Annotated in this window: 11 protein-coding genes; 4 read left to right on the forward strand and 7 right to left on the reverse strand. The window is 52.4% G+C overall.

Features of this window, described 5'->3' with window-relative positions; translation table 11 throughout:
* Positions 1 to 252: 252 nt before the first annotated feature.
* Positions 253 to 1,086 (forward strand): alpha/beta hydrolase, encoded by an 834-nt coding sequence (locus tag ACFMKP_RS03850; protein WP_382289218.1) that lies wholly within the window; start codon positions 253 to 255, stop codon positions 1,084 to 1,086.
* On the opposite strand, the gene ACFMKP_RS03855 is transcribed toward ACFMKP_RS03850, so the two are convergent.
* Positions 1,083 to 1,697 carry a TetR/AcrR family transcriptional regulator gene (locus ACFMKP_RS03855; protein ID WP_382289220.1) on the reverse strand — a complete coding sequence of 205 codons (615 nt, stop codon included), beginning with the start codon at positions 1,695 to 1,697 and terminating at the stop codon, positions 1,083 to 1,085. The genes ACFMKP_RS03850 and ACFMKP_RS03855 overlap by 4 nt on opposite strands.
* Positions 1,698 to 1,791: 94 nt before the next feature.
* Between ACFMKP_RS03855 and ACFMKP_RS03860 the strand changes: the two genes are divergently transcribed.
* The 3 genes from ACFMKP_RS03860 to ACFMKP_RS03870 are packed head-to-tail and all read left to right on the forward strand — an operon-like array spanning position 1,792 to position 5,462.
* Entirely contained in the window at positions 1,792 to 2,658 is an 867-nt protein-coding gene (locus ACFMKP_RS03860; protein WP_382289222.1) for an alpha/beta fold hydrolase, read from the forward strand.
* Between the two features lie 45 nt (positions 2,659 to 2,703).
* Positions 2,704 to 4,353, forward strand: a complete 1,650-nt coding sequence (locus tag ACFMKP_RS03865) for a PAS domain S-box protein (RefSeq protein WP_382289224.1) — start codon at positions 2,704 to 2,706, stop codon at positions 4,351 to 4,353.
* 23 nt (positions 4,354 to 4,376) lie between these two features.
* Entirely contained in the window at positions 4,377 to 5,462 is a 1,086-nt protein-coding gene (locus ACFMKP_RS03870; RefSeq protein WP_382289226.1) for a phosphotransferase family protein, read from the forward strand.
* A gap of 415 nt (positions 5,463 to 5,877) precedes the next feature.
* Here ACFMKP_RS03870 and ACFMKP_RS03875 read toward each other — a convergent pair whose 3' ends face one another.
* The 6 genes from ACFMKP_RS03875 to ACFMKP_RS03900 all read right to left on the reverse strand — a co-directional run bounded on the left by ACFMKP_RS03875 (position 5,878) and on the right by ACFMKP_RS03900 (position 12,595).
* Positions 5,878 to 7,350 (reverse strand): cobyric acid synthase, encoded by a 1,473-nt coding sequence (locus tag ACFMKP_RS03875; RefSeq protein WP_382289228.1) that lies wholly within the window; start codon positions 7,348 to 7,350, stop codon positions 5,878 to 5,880.
* On the reverse strand, positions 7,332 to 8,501 hold the full coding sequence (locus ACFMKP_RS03880) for a pyridoxal phosphate-dependent aminotransferase (protein ID WP_382289230.1): 1,170 nt from the start codon (positions 8,499 to 8,501) through the stop codon (positions 7,332 to 7,334). Before ACFMKP_RS03880 ends, ACFMKP_RS03875 begins: the two co-directional genes overlap by 19 nt.
* Complete coding sequence (gene cobU, locus ACFMKP_RS03885; RefSeq protein WP_382289232.1) at positions 8,498 to 9,043, reverse strand: bifunctional adenosylcobinamide kinase/adenosylcobinamide-phosphate guanylyltransferase; 546 nt, start codon at positions 9,041 to 9,043, stop codon at positions 8,498 to 8,500. The genes ACFMKP_RS03880 and cobU overlap by 4 nt, the downstream gene beginning before the upstream one ends.
* Positions 9,031 to 9,879 carry an ABC transporter ATP-binding protein gene (locus ACFMKP_RS03890; RefSeq protein WP_382289234.1) on the reverse strand — a complete coding sequence of 283 codons (849 nt, stop codon included), beginning with the start codon at positions 9,877 to 9,879 and terminating at the stop codon, positions 9,031 to 9,033. Before ACFMKP_RS03890 ends, cobU begins: the two co-directional genes overlap by 13 nt.
* A 524-nt stretch (positions 9,880 to 10,403) precedes the next feature.
* Positions 10,404 to 11,498, reverse strand: a complete 1,095-nt coding sequence (locus ACFMKP_RS03895) for a FecCD family ABC transporter permease (RefSeq protein WP_382289236.1) — start codon at positions 11,496 to 11,498, stop codon at positions 10,404 to 10,406.
* Positions 11,499 to 11,515: 17 nt separating this feature from the next.
* Positions 11,516 to 12,595, reverse strand: coding sequence for an ABC transporter substrate-binding protein (locus ACFMKP_RS03900; protein WP_382289238.1), 1,080 nt, complete (start codon positions 12,593 to 12,595; stop codon positions 11,516 to 11,518).
* Between the last annotated feature and the right edge of the window lie 126 nt (positions 12,596 to 12,721).

Below are 12,721 nucleotides of genomic sequence, written 5' to 3' on the forward strand. Positions count from 1 at the left end.
GTTCGGGGGCTGGGGGCTGGGGATCGGGGTTTAACGCAGAGGCGCAGAGAATCACCAGATAAGGGAAGAAGATAGTTTTAACCACGAAGAGCACGAATGTTGAGTTTGTTGGAAACTTAGAATGTATTTAATTTCAGAAAACTGCTTAACGGAATCTTAGTGATCTTCGCGGTTGCATCCTTCGTGGCTTTTGTGAAGCAAACTGATCCCCGATTCCCGACAACCGATCCCTAAAAACAGAAAGGCCTATCAATGGAACATACAACGGCAACCTTTACTGGCGTTCACAACACCACAATTTTTTATCAAACATGGCGGCCAGCTACACCCAAAGCAACGGTCGTGGTGGTGCATGGCTATGCAGAGCACAGCGGGCGCTATCGGCATGTGGCCGAGGCCTTGGTTGCTGCCAACTACAGCGTTTGGGCGCTCGATCATCGTGGTCATGGCCAATCGCAAGGCAATCGGGCGACCGTCAAACATTTCGAAGAGTTTGTCAACGATTTAGCGAGTTTTGTGCGTTTGGTGCGCGATAAAGAGCCAAATGGGCCGCTCTTTATGCTTGGCCATAGCATGGGTGGCTTGATTAGCACGCTCTACACCTTGGAATATGGCCATAATTTGCATGGCTTGGTGCTGACTGGCCCAGCCTTCAAAGTCGATGCCAAAACACCAAAAGCGGTGGTTAAAGTTGGTGCGTTTATTAGCAAATTTCTGCCGCAGCTGCCAGTTGCGCCGTTTGACCCGCAATGGAACAGCCGCGATCCCAAAGTGGTCGAGGCTTTCAAGGCTGATGAGCTGAATTATAAAGGCGGCATCAAATCGCAAATGGGCACGGCGATGATCAATGCAACGCGAATAATTGACCAACGGGCTGGCGAAATTAGCTTGCCAGTGCTGATGTTGCAAGGCTTAGATGATCGTTTGGTTAGCCCTGAGGCGGCAATTCACGCCTTTGGCCTGTTTAAATCGCAGGATAAAACCTTGCACACCTACCCAGGCTTGTATCACGAAGTGTTGAACGAGCCAGAACAAACCACATTAATTCCCTTGATTGTCGAATGGCTTGATGCGCATATGGCCTAAGCTTGGCCATATTTCAAGCCATTCCAAAGCAGCTTTGCGCTATTACGAACTAAGCGCTCCGAATCAATCGCTCCTTGTTGGGAGGTAATTTGATCTTGGAGCGCGAGGGTTGCCAAGCCGTGCACCACCGCCCAAGCGGTAAAAGCCAGTTGCCGCGGCTCGCCTGCGCCAAGCAGACCTGCTGCTTGGCCGCGTTGAATTGTGCCGACTAACACCCCAAAACTGGCTTGGGCTGCGGCATGGGTTGCGGGATATTGCAAGCGATCAACCCCCGAAACCCCAAACATTACCCGAAATAAGGGCGCATTATTCAGGGCAAATTGCACATAGGCAATGCCACATTGAAAAAATTGCTCGCGTGGATCAGCGCTGTACTGCATCACCTTAGCTTCAACAAAGGCCGCTAATTGCTCAAACCCAGCGCAGGCCAAAGCCGCCACCAAGGCCTCTTTATTGGGAAAATGGCGATAAGCCGCCGCATGGCTCACGCCCGCCTCACGACTAATCGCCCGTAAACTGAGCGCTTCAAAGCCTTGGCTCGTCAGCTGTTGCTTGGCAATTGCCAACAGCGCTTGGCGCAAATCGCCATGATGATAGCGTTCTTCGATCATTCAATACCTCTATGTTGACAGTGGTAACATTGCTGATTACAATACCCGATAGTGGTTTAAGAAGCGGCACATTGGCGGCTCTTAGGGGGAACATATGGCAACTCAAACAATAAAACTTCCGTGGCAAGCGCGTTTGCTGCGCAATGGGATTGGCGGCCTAAGCTATGTTGCACCGCAACTTGCAGGGCGCATGGTGCTTAAGCTTTTTCTCCAACCACGGCGGGCGGCAGCCAACAAAAGCTCAAAATTTCTCCAATCGGCTCAGCGTTTGCAGGTTGAGCATAACGCTTTGCGCTTGCAGGCCTATCGCTGGGGCACTGGGCCGCGCAAAGCGTTGCTGGTGCATGGTTGGGAGCACGATGCCCGACGCTGGCATGCCTTGGCTCCGCGCTTGGTTGCGCTTGGCTACGAAGTGACCGCAATCGATGGCCCAGCCCACGGCGCTTCCGAAGGCACAACCACCAGCATTCCCGATTTTAGCGCAGCATTGGCCGCAACTGTGCAGCAACTTGGCCCCTTCAATCTGATTGTTGCGCACTCGTTTGGGGCAGCTTGTAGCGCGTGGATGCTCGGCATGTTGGGCGTTCCGCAGCCCCAACTGGTTGTGCTGATGGGCGCGCCGACCAGCGGCGAATATATGACTGGCGCATTTGCCGATGGCTTTGGCCTATCGCAACGCCTAAAACGCTTATTCAACCAAGCCTTACAGCGTGAATTTGGCCAGCCAGCAAGCTATTATGCCATGAAATCGATGCCGACTGAGCATTTACCGCCAGCTTTGATTGTGCACGACCGCAATGATCTGCGGGTTGATTTTCGTTATGGCCAAGAATTGCAGCAACATTGGCCCAACTCAGAACTTTTGGCTACCAGCAAACTAGGACATAGTGGCATCCTGCATTCGACAGAAGTACTAGATAAGATCGTGACCTTTGTGGGAGGCGCAGATCACCCTAGATAGCGGACACTAAAGCGATCAGCAAATACTAAACCGAGGAGGCACGGAATGGGGACAGATGTGTATGTGGATCAGGATGAAACGACGAGTGACCTACAGCAAAAAATCATCGCCTTGCGTGCCCAACTCTCAATTTATGAACAAATTTTGGATACCATCCCCGATTTGATTCTCTACAAAGGCCCTGGCTCGCACATTCGCTATGCCAATCGGGCCTTTCGCGAATATTATGGGATGAATGAGCAGCAGTTGCAAGATGTGATTGATGCTGAATTCAACCAGCCAAGCTATACCGAACAATATGTGCGCGATGATGCCCAGGTCTTTGAAACCGGTCAACCGTTGTTGGTTAGTTCTGAGCCAGTGACGCGGCATAATGGCGAGGTGCATCTTTTTTCGACGATCAAACATCCAATTCGCAACCAAGCAGGCGAAATTGTTGGCACAGTTGGCATTTCACACGATCTCAGCAATGATGTTGCTGCTTCAGCGGCATTGACTGAAAATGAAGCCCGTTTGCAGCGAATTATTGAAAACGTGCCCGGCATGGTGTATCAATTTTTGCTCGAACCCGACCACACCATGCATTTTCCCTTTGTTAGCACTGGCAGCCGCGATATTTATGGTCTTGAGCCAGAGGCAATTATGCGCGATGCCAGCATTGTGACCGAAGCAGTCAATCCAAGCGATCGCGTTCGCTTCCAAGAAGCAATTATGGAATCGGCGCGCACACTTGAACCATGGCGCTGGGAAGGTCGGGTCTACATCGATGGCCAAGAAAATTGGCTACAAGGAGCTTCGCGTCCGACCCGCTTGATCAACGGGGCAATTCTGTGGGATGGCTTGTTGCTGAATATTACTGAGCAGAAGCAGGCCGAAGCCCTGTTGGGGCGCTTTGATACGATTTTGAGTTCGACAAACGATATTGTGGCAATCGCTGATCTTTCTGGCAAGATGCAATATCTCAATCCAGCGGCGCGGCGTTTATTAGCAATTGAGCCAACTGATGCTGCGAATCAATTAAGCTGGGACGATCTGCACCCCGACAAAAGCGAGCAGAAATGGCTGGCCAAAACTTTGCACCATGCTCAAGTTCATGGCTCGTGGATGGGCGAGCATGAGCTTAAACCAGCCCATGGCCAACGCTTGCCAGTGATGTATCAAATGCTTTGCCACTATGATGTTGATCAACAGCCAAGCTTCTTTTCGGTGATTGCCCACGACATTAGCGACCAAAAACAGGCCGAGGCCGAGCGCCAACGCTTGCACGAAGAAATTATTCGCACCCAACAACAAGCCCTGATTGAACTCTCGACTCCGCTGATTCCAATTGCCGACACGGTGGTACTGTTGCCGTTGGTTGGCAGCGTGGATACAGCGCGTGCCCAGCAATTTATGGAAACCTTGCTCGAAGGCGTGCATATCAACAAGGCCCAAATTGCGATTGTTGATGTAACTGGCGTTCCGGTGATGGATACCCAAGTTGCAGGCTTGCTAATTCGGGCGGCCAACAGCGTTCAGCTACTAGGCGCACGCGTAATTATCACGGGCATTCGGCCTGAATTGGCCCAAACCTTGGTTACTTTAGGGATTGATTTCCGCTCGATCATGACGCATAGTAGCCTGCAACAAGGAATCACCTATGCGATCAATGTGACCCGTGGGCAGCAACTCAATGTGAGGCATCGCGGCAATTGATCGTCAGCTGTTAAGGAGCGATCATGCGCGTACTCCATTCGTTGAGTGACCTCTCGTTGGCGTGGCTGATTGAGCACCTACAGCCGTGGTTGGGCGCTGGCACGATTCGCCATTTTCAGCTGGTCGAGGAACATGCAGCCAATTCGCAAATTGGCCATATTCAATTGCAATTGTTTCGCACGCCGCTTAAAGCACCACGTCAACTTGTGCTCAAAATTACCCACAATCACCATGGTGCGCATGAAGTCGCAATTTATGAGTATGCAAAAAACAATGATCTGTTGCACCTGCCAATGGTTGCCTGCTATGCTGCTGGCTACGATGCGGCTTCAGGCGTTGCCAATTGTTTGTTGGCCGATGTGAGCGAAACTCATGAGCCAGCGATTGAGCGGATAGCTCTAATTGCTGGCGAGAGCATGCCAAAAGAGCAGCGCCGCTTTATGTGTATTGATGCCTTGGCCCAATTGCATTCTTCGTGGTGGGAGGCAGCACCCCTAGGCCAAGCCGATTCAGCGTTTGCAGTACGCTGGTGGTATAACGATGCCACGGCGCATGCCCAGCACGTGCAACGTCGACAGCACGAATGGCAGCAATTTCTCTCCCGCCATGGCTCAATCCTCAACGGCGCATTGCATGATCGCCTAACAACAACTTTAAATGCCTTGCCAACCCTTTGGCAACGCTGGCTTGAGCCACGGGTTGGCAGCGGCAAGCAATTAACTCTTTCGCAGGGCGATTGCTACTTCAACCAATTTTTCTGCCCCAAAGACCCGCATGCCGAAGATGCCTATTTGTTGGATTTTGGCGATGCTTCGGCCAACCTGCCAACCTACGATTTGGTCTATTTGCTGGCCACGTTTTGGAATCCGACCCAACGCGCGTTGGCGGAAGAGCAATTGTTGCGGCGCTATTTGGCGGGCTTGATTGGCGCAGGGATTAATTATTCGTGGCAACAACTGTGCAGCGATTATCGCTTGATGTTGGCGTATATGCTGTTTGACCCGATTTGGAATGCAGTTGCTGGCGCTGATCAGGCTTATTGGTGGCCAAAACTGCAATGCCTCGCCGCAGCCAACGATGAGTGGCAGTGTGAGCAGTTGTGGCAGTAGCCTAGAACATAGAGCAAAGAGCATAGAACATAGGGGTAAAATCAGAAATCAGAAGTCAAAAGGCAAAAATCAATAGCCTATAGACCTCACTTCGCGTCCTTCGCGTTCTTCGTGGTTTCGGGTTTTTCGTACCTTTCGTGGGTTTTATTGCCAATAGCCAATAGCCTGATATTCTCTGCGCCGCTGCGTTAAGCATTGATCCACGAAGAGCACGAAGGACACGAAGGTTAAGTTTTTTGGCCACAGATTACACAGATTATGTGGATGATGTTCCAATAGCCAATAGCGCCTGATCTCTGACCACTGACGTTATGTTCTATGCTCTTTGTTCTATGTTCTTTTTAGCCACAGATGGTGAGGATTGGGCTATGGGTTTTCATCCTTCATCTCTCATCCTTCATCCTTTCGCTCTGTTCTATGTTCTTTTTTGCTCTCCGCTCAATAGTTTTGCTAATAAATTTGGCTCCAAGGCTTGTTCAACGTGGTCGGCGAGGCGCTCGAAGGGATCGCTTGCTGGCTGTGCGGCTTGGGCTTGCCAGCCGAGGCTACCTAGCCACGCATGGCGAAAAGCTTGGTTGGCAAAAATGCCATGCAGATAACAGCCCCAAACCTTGCCATCAGCCCGCATGCAACCATCGGGGTGGCTGGAGCCTGCAAGCTCAATCGTCAACGCAGCCTGATCGGCGAGTAAGGTGGTGCGGCCTAGATGAATTTCATAGCCTGTTAGCGGGCAATCCTTGGCCCACGCCAAATGGCTGGTGGCATGCACTTGGCGGGTTTGTTTTTCGGAACTAAACACGGTTGTGATGGGCAAAAGGCCTAAGCCTGCCAGACTGCCGCCGTTGCCTTCGAGCGCTTGTGGATCATCAATCTGTTGGCCGAGCAGCTGATAACCGCCGCAAATGCCAACGATTGGGCCTTGAAATTGTTGAATTGGCTGATCGAAGCCCTGCTCGCTGAGCCATTGGCGGGCGGCAAGCGTGTGCTTCGTGCCAGGCACAATTAACGCGTGGCAATCAGCCAATTCGTGCGGCTGCTTGATATAGCGCACTGCCACGCCTTGCTCCTGCGCCAACGGATCAAAATCGTCGAAGTTGGCAATCGCTGGCAGCTGAATTACTCCAATTGTTAATCCCGCCGTGGTTGCCATTTGCGCAGGCCGTTCTAAGGCCACCGCATCTTCTTCGGGCAGGCCAAGCTGCGGCAACCACGGCACAACGCCCAAAACTGGCTTATTGCTACGCTGTTCGAGCATCGCAATGCCATCAGTAAATAAGGCGGGATCGCCGCGAAAACGATTGACAATCAGGCCAGCGATTAATTGGCGTTCCTCAGGCTCTAGCAACATGAGCGTGCCCAACATGGCCGCGAAAATTCCGCCAACATCAATATCGCCAACCAACAAAGTTTGGGCTTGAGCATAGGTTGCGACCCGCATATTGGTGATGTCGTGGGCTTTGAGATTCAGTTCAACTGGGCTGCCAGCGCCTTCGGCAATCACCAAATCATAGTCTTGGCGCAAATTATCGAGGCTGCTGCTAACAATATCCCACAGCATTTGCTTGCGTTGCCAATAATCGATTGCATCAAGGGTACGCCATGGTCGGCCTTGCACAATAATTTGGCTGCGGCGCTGGCCTTCGGGCTTGATCAAAATCGGATTCATCTGCACGCTGGGCGCAAGCTTGGCGGCGGCTGCTTGCACCGCAATGCTGCGGGCAATTTCTTCGCCATTGGCCGTCACGGCGGCATTGTTGCTCATATTTTGGGCCTTGAACGGCGCAACCCGAATGCCACGGCGAGCGGCGATGCGACACAACGCACTGACTAAGGTGCTTTTGCCAACCGACGAAGCGGTTCCAACAACCATCAAAACTGGGGCGAGCATAAGGTTCTCCAAGCTGCAAGCAAGCGCTGATTCTGGTGTGGCTGGCGTGGGGCAATTCGAATCAAGCTGGGCAAGCCAAACGAGCTACAATCGCGCACCAAACATGCGTGCTGCAATAACGCGCTGCGGGTTTGAGTAGCATTCTGCACTTCAACCAAGAAAAATGGCAAGCAACTGGGCAAAACCCGCAACCCGAGTTGGCCTAATTCAGCCCGCAGTTGATCGCTCCAAGCCCACCATTGGCCCAGATTTTGCGCTAGCCACGCTGAATTTGCCATAATCGCCAAGCCTGCCGCCTGCGCCAAACTATTGACACTCCATTGTGGCTGCCAGCGCCGCAAGGCCGTGATGATGTTTGGCTCAGCCATAACATAGCCCAAGCGCAAGCCCGCCAAAGCATAGCTTTTGGTCAATGAGTAAAGGTAGATTGTGTGGGGGTTGGGGGCTGGGGACTGGGGATTGGTTTGCGTTCCCTCACCCCCAACCCCTCGCCCACGCAGCGGGCGAGGGGAGTTCAATTCAATAGAATCATTCAATTTCCAACCCCCGACCCCCGACCCCTGACCCCCGACCCCTAGATCGGCATAGGCCAAATCGAGCACCAAATAGCCTTGGACTGCGGCACAGGCTGTTTGAAGTTGCTCAATTGCTTGGGCTGGCAAATAGCTGCCAGTTGGATTGTTGGGGTTGCAGAGCCAAACCAAGCGTGGGCGATATTCGGCAATCAATTGGCAGCAGGCAGCAACATCAACCTGAAAGCCAGTTTCGGCGCTTGCTTGATAGCGAATGAGCTGTGCGCCAACCAAATTGCTGACATAAGCGTATTCGCCAAAGGTTGGCTCGATTAGCACAACATAATCGTTGGCTTGCAGCAATGCACGGGCAATTAAGTGAATTAGTTCATTGCTGCCATTGCCAACGAGCAATTGTTCTGGCGCGCAAGTGTGATGCTTGGCTAGCGCTGCCCGCAACGCCAACGCTTGGCGATCGGGATAGTGAGCCAAATCGACGTTTACGAGTGCTGCCCGAATAAAATCTGGCGTGCCAAGCGGATTAACGTTGCTGCTGAAATCGCAGATTTGGCTTGGGTTAAGCCCGTGTTGTTGCAATTCTGCATAATCGATTGCGCCATGGATTGGTTGTTGCATCATTTGGCCCACGCTGGCTGTAACTGGCGAATTTCGATTGGCAAGCCAGCAATCACCAGATAGACCTCGTTGGCCGCTGCCGCAATTTGCTGGTTGGCACGGCCAATCAGGTCGCGATAGACGCGGCCCAAGGCGTAGGCGGGCACAATGCCCATGCCAACTTCATTGGTTACGACAATCAGGTGTAAATTGCGGGTTTGCTGGGCCGCCAATATTGCGGCAATTTCAGTTTGGATCACAGGTTCGGGCTGGGCTTCGTTGGCAAGCAACAGGTTGCTCACCAATAAGGTCAGACAATCGAGCAAGACCACGCTGCCACGTGGGAGTTGGTTTAATGCTTGGCTGGCAGCCAACGGCGCTTCGATGGTTTGCCAATGGCTAGGCCGTTGCGCTTGGTGCAGGCCAATCCGCTGCTGCATTTCGCTATCGCCAGCTTGGGCCGTGGCAAGGTAATACACCTGTTCTGCTTGTTGGCTGGCATATTGCTCGGCGCGCCAGCTTTTGCCGCTGCGTGCGCCGCCAGTAAATAAGACTAAATGCGCCATGATCGTTCCTTGGGTTGTGGTTGAAGCATTACCAACGGCAGGCCATGGCTGGGATGTTCGATTAATTGAACTGGCACATCGTAGGCCGCCTCGATCAATTCGCTACGTAGCACGCTGCTTGGCGGGCCAACTGCTTGCAAGCGGCCATGGGCCAAGAGCGCAATCCGGTCGGCGCAAAGGCTGGCTTGATTCAGATCGTGCAAGGTCAAAATGACGCAAACCCCATCGCTATGGGCCAACTCGCTGACTAATTGCATAATTTCAAGTTGATATTTTAAATCAAGATGGGCGGTTGGCTCATCAAGCAACAAGATGCTTGGTTGCTGGGCTAAGGCGCGGGCGATAATTACCCGCCGTTGTTCGCCGCCCGAAAGCTCGGCTAAACTCTGCTCACGATATTGAGTTAAATTGAAGCGTTCAAGTAATTGTTCAACGATTGCGCGATCGGCTTTGCTCATTGGTAGCAACCAACCGCGATGCGGCGTGCGCCCAAGCAGCAGCATTTGCTCAACCGTCAGATCGCTATTGAGGCCATGGTTTTGTGGGGCAAAGGCAATTTGTTGGGCTGCCAAGCGCTGCTTCATCTGCCATAATGGCTGATTATTAAGCCAAATTTGGCCTTGTTGTGGCTGTTGTAGCCGCGCCAAACAGCGTAATAACGTGCTTTTGCCAGCGCCATTTGGCCCAAGCAAGGCCAGCACTTCGCCTTTGGCTGCAGCTAAATCAAGCTGGGCAAAGACCTCACGCGCACCATAACGACAACTCAGTTGTTCAACCTTGAGGATTGGGGGTTGGAGGTCGGAGGTCGGGGGCTGGATTTGGCTGCCGTTATTCATGGTTAGGTCGACTCCAAAATTGATCTACGAAGGACACGAAGGGCCTGTAACCGCGAAGAGCGCGAAGGGACACGAAGGTTAAGTTTTTTGGCCACAGATTGCACAGATTATTTTGATTATCTTCCGCTAGCCCATAGCCTAGAGCCCATAGCCATCTCTTCTCTGCGCCGCTGCGTTAAAAATTTAGGCACAAAGGAGCCGAAACCGCGAAGAACGCGAAGGACACGAAGGTTAAGTTTTTTGGCCACAGATTGCACAGATTGACCCAAATTATTATTCCTATAGCCCAAAGCCAATAGCCCATCGCCATATCTTCTCTGCGCCACTGCGTTAAAAATTTAGGCACAAAGGAGCCGAAACCGCGAAGAGCGCGAAGAGACACGAAGGTTAAGTTTTTTAGCCACAGATTGCACAGATTATTTTGATTATTGGTCTGTCTCCCGTGCTGCCTGAGCTGGTCTCTGAACTTCATATTTTTGACTTCTGCCTTCTGACTTTTGCTTTCTGGTTTTCATCCTTCATCCTTACATCCTGCTTCCTCGTGAGCGCTTGAGCACATACAAAAAGAATGGCCCGCCGAGCATCGCTGTCAAAATGCCAACTGGGAGTTCCAAGGGCGCGGCGATCGTGCGGGCGGTTGTGTCGGCCAGCACCAACAGCATGGCCCCAATTAAGCCGCTCGCCGGAATCAAGCGGGCATGGTTGGCTCCAAACAGCAAGCGGGCAATATGCGGCGCAATCAGGCCAATAAAACCGATAATCCCACCATTGGCGACGGTTGCGGCTGTGGTGATGCTGGCGGCGGCAATTACGGCACTCCGGCTGCGCCACAGCGATAAGCCTAAACTTTGGGCAACTTCATCGCCACAACTCAGCGCATCGATTCGGCGCGCAAGCAGCCATAGCCAAGCAATGCCAAGCAACACAAACGGCAAACTACTGGATAGATTGTTCCAGCTGCGGCCTGATAAACCGCCAAGCAACCATGCAAACACCTCATACAACGGCTGCTCGTTCATTAATAATAATAATGATACGGTTGCTGAAAGCATCGTGCTGAGCGCTGCCCCTGCCAACAGCAAGGCTGTGCGCGGCGCGTGGCCGCCAACTTCGGCAATGCTATACACAACTGCAACTGCCAGCAACGCGCCGATAAAGGCACACAGTGCAATCGCATTAAAACCCAGCCATTGCCATTGGACTTGTAGCACAATCGCTAAGGTTGCGCCCAAGGCTGCGCCGCCAGATGCGCCAATCGAAAACGGATCGGCGAGGGGATTTTGAAACAAGCCTTGGAATGCCGCCCCAGCACTGGCCAAACCAGCGCCAATTAGCGCGGCCAACAGCATGCGCGCCAGCCGAAAATCCCACACGATTGTTACGGCGGTGCTGTTGGCGTGAGGATGATTAGGCTGAACAATGGCTTGCAGCACATCACTGGGGCTGAATTGCACTGCACCAATCCCAAGGCTCACCACCATCGTTAATCCTAAGATGCCAAGCATGCCGCCAAATGCCAGTAGATCGCGCCAATAGGGCTTGGAGAATAAGCGTGCCAAAACCAACCCTTCAAAACTTGAGCAAGCAGAGCCAATGCTGACTCTACTTGAAAACAACAATTAAGCTCGTTTGCGGCTTATTTGAACAATTCGGGATACAAGGCTTGGCTGATTGCTTCCAAGGCATCGGCCAAACGTGGGCCTGGGCGCGAAAGAATATCACCATCCAGAACAAACACCTTGCCATCCTTGACAGCTTTGATTTCGCTCCAGCCTGGGCGTTGGGCAAGCAGCTCGGCAGTGAACTTGTCGCCGCGTGAGTCAGGCCCGATCAACACCGCTGGTTGGCGATTGAGCACTTCTTCGGCGCTAATTTCGGGATACTCTTCGCTCAATTCGGCGAAAATATTGACCCCGCCTGCAAGCTCAATCAGCTGGCCAATGAAGGTTTGTGGGCCAGCAGTCATCAACGGCTCATCATACACTTCGTAGAACACGCTCAATTTATCGGCAGCAGCAAGCGTGCTGGTTTTAGCAGTTACCGCCTCAATTCGCGTTTGCATGTTGGCCACAACTTGGGCTGCTTCGCTTGGATGATTGGTAGCTTGACCAATCAGATTAATGTTTTCGTAGACTGCCTCAAAGTTTTCTGCTTTGATTGCAATCACGGGAATATTGGCTTGCGCCAGCGCATCGATGACGGTTTGTTGGCTTTCATCGCCCGAAAATACAACATCGGGCTTGAGCGCCACAATTGTTTCGAGGCTGATCGATTTGGCCGAAAAACCGCCAATTTGATCGATGCTTTTGGCTGCTTCTGGATAATTGCAATACTTCGTCACGCCAACCAAGGCATCACCCGCGCCAACCGCAAACAGAATTTCAGTGTTCGAGGGCGCTAATGAAATGATGCGGCTGGGTGCTGCTTGCAATGTCACTTCGCGGCCAAGACTATCCTTGATCGTCAAAGGATAGCTGACGTTGCTGGTGCTGCTGACCACAGCGGTTGGGCTAATTGTTGTGGTCGGAGTCAATGCGGCGGTTGCACTCACCGCAACGGTCGCGGTTGGTGCTACGGCGGCACTAGCGGTTGTTGCGGTTGCTGGCACGGTTGTCGCTGGACTTTGGGTAATGCTACTTTCGGCAGTCCCACAAGCCACAAGGCTGCTCAACAACAAGAAAACGCTCAAAAATCGGCTAAATCGAACCTTGGTCATCTGAACTGAACCCCGTCTTAACTAAATATGAAGGATGAAATTGTTAAGTTCCCTCACCCCCAGCCCCTCTCCCACTGAACGCGGGCGAGGGGAGCACTGAAATCACGGTTCCCCCTTGCCTCGCGG

Source organism: Herpetosiphon sp. NSE202, from assembly GCF_042688385.1.
Taxonomy (GTDB): Bacteria; Chloroflexota; Chloroflexia; order Chloroflexales; family Herpetosiphonaceae; genus Herpetosiphon.